Source organism: Acidovorax sp. FHTAMBA (assembly GCF_038958875.1).
Lineage (GTDB): Bacteria > Pseudomonadota > Gammaproteobacteria > Burkholderiales > Burkholderiaceae_C > Acidovorax.
Map to the genome: position 1 here is coordinate 1,840,353 of NZ_CP152407.1, position 15,041 is coordinate 1,855,393.

Genomic DNA, 15,041 nt, shown 5'->3' on the forward strand with positions numbered 1-15,041 from the left:
TAACGAGAGTTTTCATGATTTTTCCTTGATGATTAGACGTGCGCAACGGAGGAGCGCTGCCATGTTGTGAGGACGCTATAGGGCGCTTTGGGGTTACTTGGCAGGCTCGATGGCAGTGACGACCATCTTTCCGCCCTCGCTGACCACCATAAAGCTGACCTTGTCGCCGACCTGTACCTTGTCGAGCAGGGACTTGTCTTTGGCGTTGAACACCATGGTCATGCCCGGCATCTCCAAATGCTTGATCTCCCCATGCTTGATGGTGATCTTGCTGCTGTCCTTGTCGATCTTGCGAACCTCGCCATCGGTCATAGAGGCTGCGGCGGGGGACGACTTGGCGGCATCACCTGCAGCCTGCGCCATGGTCGAGACCGGCAGCAGCGTGGCCAGCGACAGCAGCACGGCGGAGATGGCGGTATTGGTTTTCTTCATAAATGTTCCTTGCTCAGTGGGTTGGCACAGCAACCCGGGGTTTACTTCTTGGAGACCTTGACCTGGCCCTTCATGCCAGCGTCGTAGTGGCCTGGGTACAGGCACGCAAAATTCACATCTCCGGCTTTGGTGAATTGCCAGATGATTTCGCCCTGTTTGCCTGGTGCGAGGGAGATCTTGCTGGGCTCGTCATGCTCCATCTCGGGAAACTTCTTCATGGTCTCGTAGTGTTCCTTGAGCTCGGCCTCGGTACCCAGGCTGAACTCGTGCTTGACCTGGCCACTGTTCTTGATCACGAACTTGATGGTTTCGCCCTGCTTGACGGAGATTGCTGCCGGCGTGAAGCGCATGGTGTCAGCCATGTCCACGTTGATCGTGCGGGTCACCTTGGCAGCTTTGCCGGGTTGACCAATGGCTGACTCCTCGCTTGCGTGGCCGTGACCACCGCTGTGAGTGCCACCTGCAAAGCTGTTAAAGGACAGAGCCACCAGGGCGGAGGCTGCGATCAGGGAAAGAGTGCGTTTCATAGTTGCCTTGGGTTGTGAAGGTGATGGGGAACGTGGCAGTTAGTGGCCGCTGTGCGAAGACGGCTTTTTGACCTTGACGACAGTGTCCGAGCTGGACTTCTCTTTGCGAGGCATGGACTGTCCGCCCTCGGCCTTGAAGCGGGCCGGTTCAGCCATCGGACCGGTGTACTCGTAGGCCACCGTGCCCTCCGGGTTCTTGTACCAACCCGGGTTCTTGTAGTCGCCCGGTTTCTGGTCGCGGCGAACCTTTAAGACACTGAACATCCCGCCCATTTCGACCGAGCCGAACGGGCCTTCTCCGGTCATCATGGGAATGGTGTTGTCCGGGATGGGCATCTCCATTTCCGTCATGTCTGCCATGCCCCGCTCGCCCATGACCATGTAGTCGGGGATCAAGTTGTTGATCTTCTTGGCCACGCCCCGGTGGTCCACGCCAATCATGGTGGGAATGTCGTGCCCCATTGCATTCATGGTGTGGTGGCTCTTGTGGCAGTGGAACGCCCAGTCGCCTTCTTCGTCCGCGAGGAACTCGATTTGACGCATCTGTCCAACGGCCACGTCGGTGGTCACTTCATACAGACGGGTGCTCTTGGGTGTGGGTCCGCCATCCGTGCCGGTGACCAAAAACTCATGACCGTGCAAATGCATGGGGTGGTTGGTCATGGTGAGGTTGCCGATGCGAATGCGCACCTTGTCGTTAAGCCGGACATTCAAGGAGTCGATGCCGGGAAAGATGCGGCTGTTCCATGTCCACAGATTGAAGTTCAGCATCTCCGCAACCTTGGGCGTGGCGGCGCCGGGCTCAATGTCGTAGGCACTGAGCAGGAAGCAAAAGTCTCGATTCACTTCATCAATCAGCGGATGCTTGGTCTTCGGATGCGTTATCCAGAAGCCCATCATGCCCATGGCCATCTGGGTCATCTCATCGGCGTGCGGGTGGTACATGAAGGTACCTGGACGGCGCGCCACAAATTCGTAGACAAAGGTTTTGCCCGACTGAATCGCGGGCTGGTTCAGCCCTGCCACACCGTCCATGCCGTTGGGCAAACGCTGTCCGTGCCAGTGGATGCTGGTGTGCTCGGGCAGCTTGTTGGTCACAAAAATGCGAACGCGGTCACCTTCCACCACTTCGATGGTGGGGCCCGGACTCTGGCCGTTGTACCCCCAAAGGTGCGCCTTGAAGCCTGGGGCCATCTCGCGCACCACCGGTTCTGCCACCAAGTGAAACTCCTTGACCCCCTGATTCATGCGCCAGGGCAGCGTCCAGCCGTTCAGCGTGACCACCGGGTTGTAGGGGCGCCCAGAGTTGGGCACCAAAGGCGCCATGGTGTCTGGGCTTGACTGGTACACGGGTTCCGGCAGTGCCGCCATCGCCACTCGGCTCACACTCGCTGCGGCCACGGCCCCTCCGGCAATGCCCGCAAATCGGAAAAAATCTCTTCTTGAATTCATGTTGGTTTCCTTGACGGGATCAGTGGCCTGCACCAGCTTCGGCAGCGGCTGCGCCACCGCCCGAGACGCCAGCACTGGTGGGCTTGCCGATGAGAGAGGCCTGAAGGGCGGCATCGGCCTGCCAGAACTGCTGTTCGGCGTTCAGGGCCGCCATCACCGAGTTCACCTGGTCACGGGAGTCAGCGAGCAACTCGAAAACGCTGATAAGCATCCCGTTGTAGCGAAGCTGGTTTTCTTCTGAAATGGTTTTTCTCAGGGGGATCACTTCGTCGCGATGGTGACGCGCGATGTCATACGCAGTGCGGTACGCGGAGTAGCTCTCCCGAAGGTTGGAGCCCGCCGCGCGGGCAGTCGCCTCAAGGCGATTGGCTGCAGCCAGGGTCTGCGCGTTCATAGCGTCGCGCCGCATGCCACCCCAATCGAAGATCGGCAACTGCAGGCTGATCTCGAAGCCGCGCCGTGTGGAGTGGGTGTTTTCGGCGGCATCAAAGACCGAATCGCGCCTAACTCCCAGCTCGATGTCCGTGAAAGTGGTGAGCGTGTTCCAGCCTTGCGACTGAGCCGCTGCGTCGTAGTCGGCCTTCGCGAGCTGCAGATCCAGGCGCCCCTTTGATGCCTGGCGGGCAGCGTCGGAAGGGGACAACGGCTCCTTGGGCAGTGTGGGCAGGCGCTCGGGCAACTTGAGCTGTTGGGCTTGGCTGTCGTCCAGGCCCAGCAGCCGCACCAGCTCCTCACGGGCTGCGGTGACTTGGTGCTGGGCGGTGGCCAGCTGGGTCGCTGTGTCGGCATAGAACGCTTGCTGGCGTGCCCGGTCAAGCTTGTTGAAATTGCCCACCGACTGCATGCGTTTGGCCAGTTCGGCGCTGGCCTGGGCGCTGGCGACGACCTGTTGGGTGTAAGTCAGGGTCTGTTGCGTCGCAACAGCGCGGACCCAAGCCTGGCGCACCTGCGTCACTTGGTCCACCACGTCGCTACTCAGGCGTAACTGGGTCTGCTTGATCCGCTGCTCGGCAATACCTTTGCGTGTTGGCAAGGTCAGCAGATCCAGCAGGCCGAAGGACAGGAGGCGACCGATCTCCGTCTCGCTACCCAGGCGAACCCGCTCCAGGCTCAAAATGGGGTTGGCGATGCGTCCGGACTGGGCTGCAGTGGAAGAGTCCGCCCAGTTTTGGGCCACGATGGCCTGCAGGGACGGGCTATTGACCAGGGCGAGTTGAACGGCATCCTGTTGACTGAGCGGCTTTGCCAGCAAGTCCGAGGCGCGTTGGCGCAAGGCATCTTGCTCATTCCGGTCCCGGGCCAACGTGAGTTTGCCGTCGGTGAAACTGTTTGCCGCCGCGTTGGCGCTGGAGAGGTTTTGCTCCAGATTCACGCTGGCGCAGCCAGACAATACCGCAACTGCGGCCACGGCGATCACGATCTTGGCGCGGGGCATTTGCACTGGTCGGCTCATTGTTTGCCCCCGTGGTGTGCGTCATGGCCTTGGGCTGGTTGGTCCTGGCCCGCTGCGGGTGCGGACTGGCGCATTTCCTTGGCATAGGCCCGCCATCCTCCGATTTCACCCACCTTGTCGTTGGCGGCCTTCCACGGCTGGACTGATTGCTCCTTGTAGACCTCATAGCCCGCGAGAGCTGATCGGTACGAAAGTTGGTAGTCCACCTTTGGGGGGGCATCGTCCGGCATCTGAGCAAGTGCCAGCGAAGGTGCCAGCAATGCTGCGGCCAGCCAAGGGATTGAGTTAAGTCGTGAAAGCCAAGAATTTCTCATAGATTCACCATGCGTTTTGATGCAACGCATTGTGTGAGTTATTAGCTTCCAAAGACATAACGGATTGGTTACATATTTGTCATGTTCAAGAAAGGCATAAATCTCCGGGCACACTGGCGACCTCTTGTAGCGCCAAGGAGGTCTCGTGAAGATACTGATCGTTGAGGACGAAATCAAAACCGGGGAATACCTGCGCCAAGGCTTGCGTGAAGCGGGATTCAACGCTGATCTGGTTCACAACGGTGTCGATGGCCTGCGTCTGGTTCAAGAGGAGGATTACGATCTCGTGATCCTGGATGTGATGCTTCCTCGGATGGACGGCTGGCAGGTCCTCACCAATATGCGTCGTCGAGGCCTTGAGATGCCCGTGTTATTTCTCACGGCAAAGGACCAGGTTCAGGATCGCGTCAAAGGCCTAGAGTTGGGCGCAGACGACTATCTGGTCAAGCCGTTTTCTTTTGCCGAATTGCTGGCAAGGGCACGGACCATACTGAGGCGCGGCCGCAGTGGCGCCGAGGTGACTATTCTGCAGGTGGCAGATCTTGAACTGGACCTTCTGCGGCGTCGAGTCAGCAGGTCCGGCAAACGCATCGACCTCACACCCAAGGAATTCGGGCTGCTGGAGATGCTGATGCGTCGCCAAGGGGAGGTTTTGCCTCGCTCTCTGATCGCGTCGCAGGTGTGGGACATGAATTTCGACAGCGATTCCAACGTGGTCGAGGTGGCAATGCGCAGGCTTCGGGCCAAAATTGACGATGCCTATGACGCCAAGCTGATTCAGACGGTGCGAGGCATGGGTTATGTGCTTGAGGCACCCCAGGAGAATGTGTGATAGCTCAGTACTCGCTCACGACACGACTGACAGTCTTTTTTACGCTGGCTTCCGGGCTCGTGCTTGTTGGCCTGGGGACACTTGTTGCCATTTCCATTGACCGGCATTTTGTGGAACTCGACCGCGATGCTCTGCGCGACAAAATTCACCTCACACGTGAGGTGATAGGAAAATCCACGTCACCGCAGGACCTCAAAATTCGGCTGGACGACGTTTTGCACAGCCACGAGGGCCTTTTTGTCAGCGTTTTCCGTGACAAGGACCCGCTTTACGCGACCACGGGTTTCCAGTTTCCACAGGACCTCATCGCCCAAACCCAGAAAGCCCGCTTGGGGGTCGCATCCTGGCAGACCAATGACCGCGAGTACCGAGGGATGTCCGAATCCGTATCGATGCCGGGCGCCTCTCAAGCACCGCTCCAGATTTGGGTCGCGTTGGACATCGCACACCACAAGCATTTCATGCAAGGCCTGATTCGGGTGCTCGTGGGTTACGTGGCATTGGCAACGCTGGTGGCTGGGATCCTGGGCTGGTGGGCTGCAAAGAATGGCTTGGCGCCCCTTCGGACAATGCGGTCTCGCGCGATGGCGATCACGGCGCAGCGGCTGGACGATCGGATGCCAACTCAGGAGTTTCCGGTGGAGATGGCAGACTTGGCTACAACCCTCAACGAGATGCTCCGGCGCTTGAAAGAGGAGTTTGATCGCTTGTCCGAGTTTTCTTCGGATCTGGCCCACGAGTTGCGTACGCCGATCAACAACCTGATGACGCAGACACAGGTCACGCTCAGCCAGCCTCGCTCCTGCGGGGAGTATCAGGACATACTGGCCTCTAACGCCGAGGAGTACCAGCGTCTGGCCCGCATGGTGGCGGATATGTTGTTCCTGGCGAAAGCCGACCACGGACTCATTCTTCCCAGTACGGAAAAAATTGCTGTCCACGACGAAGCACAGGCCCTGTTTGACTTCTACGAGGCCCTTGCCGAAGAAAAGCAGGTCGGTCTGCAGCTTATTGGGGCGGCAGAGATCACTGGCGATCGGTTGATGCTGCGCCGGGCGCTGAGCAATCTCCTGTCCAACGCCATTCGCTATACCCCCCCTGGAGAACAGGTGGTCGTTGACATTCAAGGGGACGTTCACGGAACCACCGTGGATGTAGTCAACACTGGACCTTCCATCGACGCGCAGATGATCCCCCGCCTTTTCGACCGCTTCTTTCGGGCAGACAAGTCGCGCAAGCAACTGGACTCCGACGGTGCGGGCTTGGGCTTGTCTATCACCCAGGCGATTGTTCATGCGCACCGAGGCCGCATCTCTGTGAGTTCGGCCGATGGCAGGACTTGTTTTTCGATGTATTTCCCCAGTGCTCAGAACATTGGCAAGCGCCTCACAACAGATGCATGACCCCCTGGCCACCCTCATTGACTGCTGGAAGGCAGATCCCAGCAGCACCTACAACACCTGGTTCCTGTGGGATCAGCGGATCAAAAACTTCCGCTCTATTCGCCGAGGCATTACGCAAGTGGTGGAGGACATCCGAGCGGGAACGTTTGGCAACGCCTACCGAGGATCCTCGTTAGAGACAATCGTTGGCTCCGTGGCGGAGCAGCGCCAGATCTTCAAGGGTGCGGACCACGCGTTCCTCTGGAAACCCAAGCTGCGCATTCCGGACATCTACGAGAACCCGAGCAACCAGCGCGCTTTTGCGGACCTCCTGCACACCTGTGATCACTGCGACTGCGCAGAAGACGTAGTGGCCGCCATACAGCGCATTGATGCGATTGGCATCAAAGGCTTGGGCCCAGCAGTCGCCAACTTGCTGTATTTCATCCACCCAACGCTGGTCTCTCCCTTCAACACGGCCATCGTCAATGGGTTCAACGCGGTGACCGGGGGGCGCTTAAAGCTCGGGCGCTGGGACCACTATCTCTCCATGCGGGAGGGCTTGCTGCGCTTGAACGCGCAGTACCGGCTGAAACTATCGAACGATCTGGGCGCGATTGCAGGACTCATGTTTGACATTGGCAGTGGCCGATATGCAACACCGCTACAAGCAATGGATGCAGCGGCGGCAGCTCTCTGGCAAGAAGACCTTGAGCGTGTGCGGCAGGAATCTACCGCATTGCAACGGGAACTGTCCCAAGCGACCGAGAGCGATGCGACCCACACGGGTGTCCAGGCTTCGCTGCGCGACCTGGGCAAGGCCCTCGGCTTTGAGGTCTGGATAGCGTCCAACGACCGGGGCCGCGCCCATGGCGGGGGGCTGCTGGGAGATGGATGCATGGCGCAGTTGCCCGCCAGCCTGGACCGAGGACTGGAGTCTGTGCGACTGATCGATGTTGTATGGGTTGATCCCCAGACCTCGCAATTCGCCGCTGCATTCGAAGTCGAACACACCACGTCCATCTATTCGGGCATCGTACGCATGCTCGATCTGGCCTTGGGCACGCCGGTTGCAGGCAACTGTGCGCTGTTTCTGGTGGCTCCAGACAATCGCAGAGACAAGGTCGCTGAGCAACTTCAAAGGCCTGCCTTCTCCAGGGTGTCGGAGCTTGGAATCCGGTACTTGCCTTACAGCCAGCTGGAGCAGAACCATGCTTCCATGAGCCGCTTTGGGTCCAGCATCAAGCCGCTGCTAGAGATTTCGCAGCGGCTGTGAGCCACGGTTCATCGGCGCGGCGCGGTCCCTGTGGGTTTGGCTCCTTGGGCCCAGGGGGAGGCAATCCTCGGGGATGTCGGCAAGATGAAGTTCCTGTTATCCCAAACGCAGGGATTGAGGGGCAGAGGCTTGCGTCGCAAAAGTTACAGGTCAGGCGCCATTAGCTACGATGAGCCATCACCTTGGTAGAGATCTCCGAGGCGGCACTTCGCAAATTCTTCGCCAAAACCAAGAAGCTCTCGACATGAACGTCACTACTAAGCCATTAGATGCTCTATCGCCAGTCGGCTTGTTGGGAAACTCTGTGCACAAAGCGCCGAGCATCCAGGAAGGCGGTTTTCTGGACGCGATGAAGCAGGCGCTGACAACCACCAGCCATTTGCAAAGTGAGTCGGGTCGGCTGAGTCGTGAGGTCACACTCGGCAATCCCACGGTCAGCTTGGAAGAAACGATGCTCGCCGGAGTCAAGTCGAACATTGCGTTTCAGGCTACCCTGCAAAGTCGTAACCGAATTGTTCAAGCCTACACCGATGTGATGAATATGTAGGTGTGACTTGCTCTGGGCAAAAGCCACGTAGTCGGAGCACAGATCGGCGCGGACGCTTCCCAGCGAAGTCGGCACATTCCTGCGAGAGCATAGACGCGCGTACTTTCATTGGAGATTTACATGCAGTCCAAAGATCATTGGGAGCAGGTCTACACGGCAAAGCCCACCTCTGGGGTGAGTTGGTTTCAGGAACACGCTCAGCAATCCACCCAGCTCATTCGGCAGACTTCAGTCGCCCGTGATGCGAGCATCATTGATATTGGAGGGGGTGCTTCAACTTTGGTCGATGATTTGCTTGATGAGGGGTACATGAAGGTCGCGGTTCTTGACTTGTCCGAGGCTGTTGACGCCGACCGAAAACTGAGCCACTTTTTGGTGTGATGCCGACCTAAAACTGAGCCAGGTGTTTTACCTACCCTGCTGTTTTGTGCAGCAAGGGAATGAAGAGGGTGATCACCATGGACATGATTGGCAAGATACGGCGGATGCACCGCCGGGACAAGAAGACGAAGCGGGAGATATCGAGGGCCACGGGTCTGTCGCGCAACACGGTGGCCAAGTGGCTGGACGAGGCGCAGCCGGTCGAGCCCAAGTACCGCCGGGAGGCGGCGAAGGCGACCAAGCTGTCGGCGCACGAGGCGGAGCTCAAGCAAGCCTTGAAGGCCGATGCCAAGCGGCCCAAGAAGGAGCGGCGCACGGCCAAGGCCTTGTTCACGCAGATCAAGGCAGCGGGCTACGAAGGTGGCTACACGCGGGTGACGGACTTCATCCGCAAGTGGCGCCAAGGTGAAGGCCAACAGGCGGCCTGCAAGGCCTTCGTGCCATTGACCTTCGAGCTTGGCGAGGCCTTCCAGTTCGACTGGAGCGAAGACGGCTTGCTGGTGGGCGGGGTGTACTACCGCATGCAGGTCTCGCACATGAAGCTGTGTGCCAGTGGGGCCTTCTGGCTGGTGGCCTACCCCAGCCAAGGCCACGAGATGCTGTTCGATGCGCACACCCGCAGCTTTGCAGCGCTGGGTGGCGTGGCACGCCGTGGCATCTACGACAACATGAAGACGGCGGTCGACAAAGTCAAGAAGGGCAAAGGCCCCGTGGTCAATGCGCGCTTTGCAGCCATGTGCGCGCACTATCTGTTCGACCCTGATTTTTGCAACCGTGCCAGCGGCTGGGAGAAGGGGCGCGTGGAGAAGGATGTGCAAGACAGCCGCCGTCGCATCTGGGTGGAGGCGGGGCAATGGCGCTTTGGCAGCTTTACCGAGCTCAATGCGTGGCTGGGCGAGCGCTGCCGGGCTCTGTGGCGAGAGCTGCGCCACCCGCAGCACAAAGCGTTCAGCATCGCCGAGATGCTGGAGCTGGAGCAAAGCCACCTGATGCCGATGCCGGTGGCCTTTGATGGCTATGTTGAGAACCCGGCCAAGGTGAGCAGCACCTGCCTGGTGACGGTGGCGCGCAACCGCTACTCGGTGCCCTGCGAATGGGCGGGGCAAATGGTCAGCACACACCTGTACCCGGCGCAGATCGTGGTGGTGGCCGGCGATGCTATGGTGGCCACGCACGAGCGCCTGAGCGATCGCAACCAGACCCGCTACGACTGGCAGCATTACGTGCCGCTGATCGAGCGCAAGCCGGGCGCGCTGCGCAACGGCGCGCCCTTTGCAGACCTGCCCGAGCCATTGCAGCGCATGCGCAAAGGCTTGCTGCACCAGGAGGGCGGCGACAGGGTGATGGCGCAGGTACTGGCCGAGGTGCCCAAGCAAGGGCTGGACGCCGTGCTGGTGGCGGTGGAGTTGGCCCTGGAGAGTGCGCCGCCATCGGGGCGGGTGAGCACCGAGCACGTCATCAACGTGCTCGGCCGCCTGCAAGCGCAGCCCCTGCCCGAGACGGTTGCGACCAACCTGCAAGTGAGCCAGACACCCCTGGCCGACACGGCGCGCTATGACAGCCTGCGCGCTGGCAGCGACATGCAGGAGGCCGATCATGCGTGAGCTGGACAAGGAGTTCAAAGAGCTGCGCCTGTACGGCATGGCCGGGGCCTGGGAGGACCTGGTCAAGCAAGGCGGCCACGCCACGCTGGAGAGCTCGCGCTGGCTGCTGGAGCACCTGCTGCAAGCGGAAGTCACGGACAGGGCCATGCGCTCAGTGAGCTACCAGATGCACACGGCGAAGTTCCCCGTGCACCGCGACCTGGCGGGCTTCGACTTCGAATGCTCGCCCGTGGACAAAAAGCTCATCGAGCAGTTGGCCAGCATGGCGTTCACCGAGCAGGCGCACAACGTGGTGCTAGTGGGTGGCCCCGGCACGGGCAAGACGCATCTGGCCACGGCCATCGGCGTGGCGGGCATCACGCGCCATGGCTCACGCGTGCGGTTTTACTCCACGGTGGACCTGGTCAACGCACTGGAGCAGGAGAAGGCCCAAGGCAAGGCAGGCCGCATCGCAGCGAGCTTGCAGCGCATGGACCTGGTCATCCTTGATGAGCTGGGCTACCTGCCCTTCAGCCAGGCAGGCGGCGCCTTGCTGTTCCACCTGCTGAGCAAGCTCTACGAGCAGACCAGCGTGATGATCACCACCAACCTGGACTTCAAGGAATGGTCCAGCGTGTTCGGCGATGCCAAGATGACCACGGCACTGCTGGATCGACTCACGCACCACTGCCACATCGTCGAGACGGGCAACGAGTCCCACAGGTTCATGCACAGCACAGCCGTGGCCAAGAAACGCATCAAGGCACGCGAACAGGCCAAGAAGGCTGAGCCGTTCTGAGCGGTTCAAGGGCAAGCCGCTACGGGCTTCGCCCTGCGCGGCTTACCCTCAACGGACGACCACCGAGCTCGATCACCAAGGAGACCAAAACCGACCCAAGGCACTACACTTATCCACAGCCGACCTTCACAGGTTGGCCATTAGCCCTGGCTCAAAATTCAATCGGCACGGTGGCTCAATTTTGAATCGGCGCCAACATGTTGGTCCAGCGCCGCCTGGATTTCAGGGGGGATCAGGTGCGAGAAGAATGTGGCGTCATCGATTGCGCAAAGCGTGGGGAATACGAACGACACGATGACCAACCATCTGAAGGCAGATTTACTCACAGGCTCACTCCCAAGATTTTTAAGGGCTCCATCCTAGTGGCCTACTGTGGCGGCCTGGTCACCTCCATGGGGCGCGGCCATACCTGCTCGACACACGAAGCGATACGCGGGTGTTTCATGCCGTGGTCGGCACTTGATGGTTGCTTGAGGCCGCTGTTGAAGTTACAGCGGTCGGCGACAACATTCCGCGAACTGGAGCGAAAAGTTGCCGTTCAACGTCGCCGTATGTATGTGGCAGAAAATCCTCTGCCTCTGCCTCTGCCTCTGCCTCTGCCTCTGCCTCTGCCTCTGCCTCTGCCTCTGCCTCTGCCTCTGCCTCTGCCTCTGCCTCTGCCTCTACCGGAAACGGATGCTGTGACACTTGAGATTGATTGGATTGGTCATCGGCGTGCTTTGGATGAGCACGAAGCCAAATACCAAGAGTATTTGGAAGAAGAAGCGCGACGGCGTGAGGAAGAGGAAGTGGAAAAGCAATCGGCCAAGGGTCCATCGGGCATGGCCAAGTTCATGGCTACTCAAATATGCAAGGAAAAAGGAAGGGCAGAGTCGTTTGAGATGATCAATCGGACCACGGAGGGCGAACTCACAGTGATCAGCGGCAGGTTCCATTTCAAGAACGGGAAATCCGGGCTGTTCAAGTTCAAGCTGAAAGAGACCCCGGATGGGTGGAAACACCGGAGCAGATAAAAGCGCGCCTGTCTTTCGCCTGTGGCAAGCGACCCATCCCTGCGTTCGCTTCGCGGTATAGAGTCACCGCCTTTCACTCTGTGAACTGCGCGTGCCCTGTGCACGCCCTATCCTTCGACACTCTGTGTCACACCCTTCCGGGCCCATGCGCCCGTGGGGATGCTGGGTCTTGTTTCCCACCAAGTCCATGCAAAAAATCCAGCCCTATGTGCACCTCCAGCCCACGGAGGAAGACGTACCGCAGCCTCTCGATCCGCAAAGCCTGGAGTTCTTCCGGGACATGCGGGTAGAGCAGGGTATACCGGTGCGTTTTGTCCATCGTGGGCGTGCGGTGGACATCGTGAGCGGCCAGGTCCAAGACCCGGCAACTCCTGCGTCCCACCAGATTACGTACTGGAACTTCGACCGCGAAACGGCCCTCGCCGTGGCCGCGGTTACAAGAACCCAGCCAGTGTTTACGCACTGAGCTGACGGTTCAATCAATCAATCTGTTCGCGCTTCACGCGAATGCTCTCCGCAAGGAAACTTCACCTTGACCATACATCATGATGCCACGTTGCGTCCCAAAATCTTGCCCACATCGGCCTGGGTGTGCTGTTGGGGTGTAAGGCATGTCACGCTGCTAGTACAGCAGATGAGCGACTGGGCCAAGCTAGAGCTGAAAGCAGTTTTACCGGCTATATTGCAATGTATACGTCCCTGACGAAGAAGGATGGGTTCACTATGGAAGCATTGGTCATGCCTTCAACTCCTGTCCTGATCTACGGACTCTTTGTATTGCTCTTCATTCTCATCGCAATCCCCGTGGGGCGAATGATTGACGAGGCCAACAAAGAAACCGACGAGTCAATTAAGTTGCTACAACAGCGTCGCAATGAGCAACTGCAAGAACCTTCCGAAAACATTGCCTGCGGGGACGCGCCACCCAGTGAGGTAGCCCATCGGCTGCCAGGGAGTCTCGATAAAAAGGTGGCAGGTCGCAAGCCATAGTGGTTTCGCGGGAGTTTAAGGTTTCCCAACCAGCTCCTGGAAATTTGACTTGTATTGCTGCCATGGCATCAAATCCAGTTCCGCTTCTCCATTGGGTGCGGGCCAGTAGTCTGTGGTCATGCAGGCCTTGTAAATACCCAGTGCCGCCTCGTACTTTGCGCGACCGTTCTCGAGGAAGTTCACCGAGGCGGGCCGAAAGCACGTGCTATAGGGCGCACTGGATTCCACCGGTACGAAGATGAACTCCTTGGGCTTTGAGGTTCCCTCGAAGATGCACCGTGCCAGTGAGTACATGTAGGCCTGCAAGTCGTAGTGCCGCGCAATTGCGTCCGCCTGGAATGAAGGCAGGCTGATGTGACGGGTGGTCTTCAGGTCAAAGGTGAAGTCTGGATGGTGCAGGTCAGGTCGCGTGCGGCAAGCGACGCCTGTGTTCGGGTCTTTATAGAAAACAGAAGGCTCGACCACGCCTTCTTCCACATACCGGTAGAACGGTCGGCCACGGAAGCCGGACTCCATTACTAGGCCCGCACCATGCTGCATCTGCAGGTACTCCTGCAGTGACATAACGATGCGACTGCAGTTGGCTTTTGAGAAGGCCCGCCCATCGACCGTATTCAAAGGGCCTGGATACAGCGCGACGACTGACGCTGCAGTATGAGGCTCCAGAACCAGCATGTGCATTACGGTGCCCAGGTCCATCTGCTTGGAAGACTTTTTGCCCATCAGGTTGGACATGAAGTGCGCAGGTGAGACCAGAAGATCTTTCAGCATGGAGGACGACAACACGTCCCTATGACCGTGGTAAGTGGTGCCGGGCATTTCCTGCATGCAGCAATTCGAATGGGTGCTGGCCACAGATCCATTGTGGTGAAGTGTGTTCGCGAGATTCATGCAACCCAAGATACCGGACGATTTCATCCTGTCCATAGTGGACCCGGGTGTTCGGAACTTGGCAGTGCTACCCCATTGACGGATGGGGGAACACCGGTAGATTGGGATGCATGGACCACCAACATAAAGAGCACATGATCAACACAACCAATGTCAACGCGGAACCCTTGGGGGAACTTCTGCACGTATACGAAGCCCTGCGAGCAGGCGATGAAGCCCGGTTGCGCCGGCTTTGGGAAACAACACCCTCGACTGAAGAGTTCAGCGAAATACTGCGCGTGGCTGTGGCTCACGACAGCTACCCCATTGTTTCCCGCGGCGTCGTGCGCGCTCATGAGCATGGCGCGCTGTGGATGATGCCCGTTGTGGTGGATCCGGTGCACGGCGACGAGCTGGTAGTGGACATGTGGATGCAGCGCTGGCTGCAAGCCCAGGTGTCAGGTCAGAGGCAGAAGGCAACGACCATCGACAAGATCCCGTCGATGGAATCCATCCTCGCGTTGCAGCCGACTCATTTGCAGGGACTTCTGACCATGCTTCTTGGCCACGATACATCGGCTCCAACTTTCGGTTTCAACGCATCCAGCGCTGGCGAACTGCAGAGGCACCTTCCGAGGCTCAGGTTCATTGTCGGCGCGATCAGCAGAATAGACGAAAACCCAGAGTTCCCTTCCATGGACACACTGGAGCTTCAGACATTCGCAAGGCACGCATCGCTCCAGGCCAGCGTACAGGGCAGGGGAGATGTACTGATTCAGGATACTGTTCGCGTCGGGGAAATGCTTCCGTTTCGGGATGCGGTGGTAGCAGGCCTGCTGCTGTGGATCGAAGAGATCAGCCGCAGGTATGAGGTGATGGCCTGGTCGCTCGAACCGCGAATGTCTGTGGTTCATCTGGGCATTGAACTGATCCTGGAGGAATGCAACCATGCCGTTTTGGGCGTCCCATTGCCTTTGTGGGAGGTGGGCCGCGAGGGTATCGCCGCAGTGACAGACCGCTGCTCAGTGTGGAAGTTTTGCCCGGACTTGCTGACGAGTGTTCCTGTCTCGGCCAAGCTGTCTTGACGGCTCTTTGAAGAACTGGCCTTTGCCACATGTCCCGAGTTGTTCGTCGGTATTCAGCCCAAGTTGGCAGATTTTTATCGAGCCTGGACTTTGAAAGAAGCCTGG

General features: G+C 58.9%; 18 protein-coding genes. 11 read left to right on the forward strand and 7 right to left on the reverse strand.

Translation table 11 applies throughout. From position 1 onward, the window contains the following. Positions 1–93 precede the first annotated feature (93 nt). The 5 genes from AAFF19_RS08620 to AAFF19_RS08640 are packed head-to-tail and all read right to left on the reverse strand — an operon-like array spanning position 94 to position 4,070. Complete coding sequence (locus AAFF19_RS08620) at positions 94–432, reverse strand: copper-binding protein (protein ID WP_008904052.1); 339 nt, start codon at positions 430–432, stop codon at positions 94–96. A 41-nt stretch (positions 433–473) separates the two neighbouring features. Next, positions 474–959 (reverse strand): cupredoxin family protein, encoded by a 486-nt coding sequence (locus AAFF19_RS08625; protein ID WP_056423453.1) that lies wholly within the window; start codon positions 957–959, stop codon positions 474–476. Positions 960–998: 39 nt separating this feature from the next. Then, positions 999–2,411, reverse strand: a complete 1,413-nt coding sequence (locus AAFF19_RS08630) for a copper oxidase (protein WP_034693458.1) — start codon at positions 2,409–2,411, stop codon at positions 999–1,001. Positions 2,412–2,430: 19 nt separating this feature from the next. Continuing rightward, positions 2,431–3,864 (reverse strand): TolC family protein, encoded by a 1,434-nt coding sequence (locus AAFF19_RS08635; protein ID WP_182121107.1) that lies wholly within the window; start codon positions 3,862–3,864, stop codon positions 2,431–2,433. Further along, complete coding sequence (locus AAFF19_RS08640) at positions 3,861–4,070, reverse strand: hypothetical protein (protein ID WP_233559558.1); 210 nt, start codon at positions 4,068–4,070, stop codon at positions 3,861–3,863. Before AAFF19_RS08640 ends, AAFF19_RS08635 begins: the two co-directional genes overlap by 4 nt. Positions 4,071–4,323: 253 nt before the next feature. Here AAFF19_RS08640 and AAFF19_RS08645 point away from each other — a divergent pair, with 253 nt between their 5' ends. The 7 genes from AAFF19_RS08645 to istB all read left to right on the forward strand — a co-directional run bounded on the left by AAFF19_RS08645 (position 4,324) and on the right by istB (position 10,978). Beyond that, a complete protein-coding gene (locus AAFF19_RS08645) occupies positions 4,324–5,010 on the forward strand; it encodes a heavy metal response regulator transcription factor (protein WP_008904068.1) in 687 nt (228 codons plus the stop codon). Beyond that, positions 5,007–6,413 (forward strand): heavy metal sensor histidine kinase, encoded by a 1,407-nt coding sequence (locus AAFF19_RS08650; protein WP_008904067.1) that lies wholly within the window; start codon positions 5,007–5,009, stop codon positions 6,411–6,413. Before AAFF19_RS08645 ends, AAFF19_RS08650 begins: the two co-directional genes overlap by 4 nt. After that, a complete protein-coding gene (locus AAFF19_RS08655) occupies positions 6,406–7,668 on the forward strand; it encodes a hypothetical protein (protein ID WP_008904066.1) in 1,263 nt (420 codons plus the stop codon). The genes AAFF19_RS08650 and AAFF19_RS08655 overlap by 8 nt, the downstream gene beginning before the upstream one ends. 244 nt (positions 7,669–7,912) lie before the next feature. Then, positions 7,913–8,215, forward strand: a complete 303-nt coding sequence (locus AAFF19_RS08660; protein WP_008904065.1) for a flagellar hook-basal body complex protein FliE — start codon at positions 7,913–7,915, stop codon at positions 8,213–8,215. Between the two features lie 120 nt (positions 8,216–8,335). Next, positions 8,336–8,596: a hypothetical protein gene (locus tag AAFF19_RS08665; protein WP_342721681.1), complete on the forward strand. Its 261-nt coding sequence runs from the start codon at positions 8,336–8,338 to the stop codon at positions 8,594–8,596. 77 nt (positions 8,597–8,673) lie between these two features. Continuing rightward, the gene (gene istA / locus AAFF19_RS08670) at positions 8,674–10,200 is read left to right on the forward strand and encodes an IS21 family transposase (protein ID WP_342721842.1); all 1,527 of its coding nucleotides are present in this window, start codon (positions 8,674–8,676) and stop codon (positions 10,198–10,200) included. Continuing rightward, complete coding sequence (gene istB / locus AAFF19_RS08675; RefSeq protein ID WP_024815605.1) at positions 10,193–10,978, forward strand: IS21-like element helper ATPase IstB; 786 nt, start codon at positions 10,193–10,195, stop codon at positions 10,976–10,978. Before istA ends, istB begins: the two co-directional genes overlap by 8 nt. Positions 10,979–11,136: 158 nt before the next feature. On the opposite strand, the gene AAFF19_RS08680 is transcribed toward istB, so the two are convergent. Beyond that, positions 11,137–11,304 (reverse strand): hypothetical protein, encoded by a 168-nt coding sequence (locus AAFF19_RS08680; protein WP_342721682.1) that lies wholly within the window; start codon positions 11,302–11,304, stop codon positions 11,137–11,139. Between the two features lie 354 nt (positions 11,305–11,658). On the opposite strand from AAFF19_RS08680, the gene AAFF19_RS08685 reads away from it, so the two are divergent. The 3 genes from AAFF19_RS08685 (at position 11,659) to AAFF19_RS08695 (ending at position 12,981) form a co-directional block, all read left to right on the forward strand. Further along, positions 11,659–11,991 (forward strand): hypothetical protein, encoded by a 333-nt coding sequence (locus tag AAFF19_RS08685; protein WP_342721683.1) that lies wholly within the window; start codon positions 11,659–11,661, stop codon positions 11,989–11,991. 187 nt (positions 11,992–12,178) lie between these two features. Beyond that, on the forward strand, positions 12,179–12,457 hold the full coding sequence (locus AAFF19_RS08690; protein WP_182121153.1) for a hypothetical protein: 279 nt from the start codon (positions 12,179–12,181) through the stop codon (positions 12,455–12,457). 257 nt (positions 12,458–12,714) lie between these two features. Beyond that, positions 12,715–12,981, forward strand: a complete 267-nt coding sequence (locus tag AAFF19_RS08695; protein ID WP_342721684.1) for a hypothetical protein — start codon at positions 12,715–12,717, stop codon at positions 12,979–12,981. Positions 12,982–12,996: 15 nt separating this feature from the next. Here AAFF19_RS08695 and AAFF19_RS08700 read toward each other — a convergent pair whose 3' ends face one another. Then, positions 12,997–13,809: a PD-(D/E)XK nuclease-like domain-containing protein gene (locus AAFF19_RS08700; RefSeq protein ID WP_182121155.1), complete on the reverse strand. Its 813-nt coding sequence runs from the start codon at positions 13,807–13,809 to the stop codon at positions 12,997–12,999. A 197-nt stretch (positions 13,810–14,006) separates the two neighbouring features. Between AAFF19_RS08700 and AAFF19_RS08705 the strand changes: the two genes are divergently transcribed. Further along, positions 14,007–14,936 (forward strand): hypothetical protein, encoded by a 930-nt coding sequence (locus AAFF19_RS08705; protein ID WP_182121156.1) that lies wholly within the window; start codon positions 14,007–14,009, stop codon positions 14,934–14,936. Positions 14,937–15,041 lie beyond the last annotated feature (105 nt).

Bases quoted from the DNA above. Each gene is read 5' to 3' on its own strand.
- AAFF19_RS08655 (WP_008904066.1), top strand. From the start codon at position 6,406: ATGCATGACCCCCTGGCCACCCTCATTGACTGCTGGAAGGCAGATCCC.
- istA (WP_342721842.1), top strand. From the start codon at position 8,674: ATGGACATGATTGGCAAGATACGGCGGATGCACCGCCGGGACAAGAAG.
- AAFF19_RS08660 (WP_008904065.1), top strand. From the start codon at position 7,913: ATGAACGTCACTACTAAGCCATTAGATGCTCTATCGCCAGTCGGCTTG.
- AAFF19_RS08625 (WP_056423453.1), bottom strand. From the start codon at position 959: ATGAAACGCACTCTTTCCCTGATCGCAGCCTCCGCCCTGGTGGCTCTG.
- AAFF19_RS08695 (WP_342721684.1), top strand. From the start codon at position 12,715: ATGGAAGCATTGGTCATGCCTTCAACTCCTGTCCTGATCTACGGACTC.
- AAFF19_RS08665 (WP_342721681.1), top strand. From the start codon at position 8,336: ATGCAGTCCAAAGATCATTGGGAGCAGGTCTACACGGCAAAGCCCACC.
- AAFF19_RS08635 (WP_182121107.1), bottom strand. From the start codon at position 3,864: ATGAGCCGACCAGTGCAAATGCCCCGCGCCAAGATCGTGATCGCCGTG.
- AAFF19_RS08620 (WP_008904052.1), bottom strand. From the start codon at position 432: ATGAAGAAAACCAATACCGCCATCTCCGCCGTGCTGCTGTCGCTGGCC.
- AAFF19_RS08700 (WP_182121155.1), bottom strand. From the start codon at position 13,809: ATGCAGGAAATGCCCGGCACCACTTACCACGGTCATAGGGACGTGTTG.
- AAFF19_RS08705 (WP_182121156.1), top strand. From the start codon at position 14,007: ATGATCAACACAACCAATGTCAACGCGGAACCCTTGGGGGAACTTCTG.
- istB (WP_024815605.1), top strand. From the start codon at position 10,193: ATGCGTGAGCTGGACAAGGAGTTCAAAGAGCTGCGCCTGTACGGCATG.
- AAFF19_RS08630 (WP_034693458.1), bottom strand. From the start codon at position 2,411: ATGAATTCAAGAAGAGATTTTTTCCGATTTGCGGGCATTGCCGGAGGG.
- AAFF19_RS08690 (WP_182121153.1), top strand. From the start codon at position 12,179: ATGCAAAAAATCCAGCCCTATGTGCACCTCCAGCCCACGGAGGAAGAC.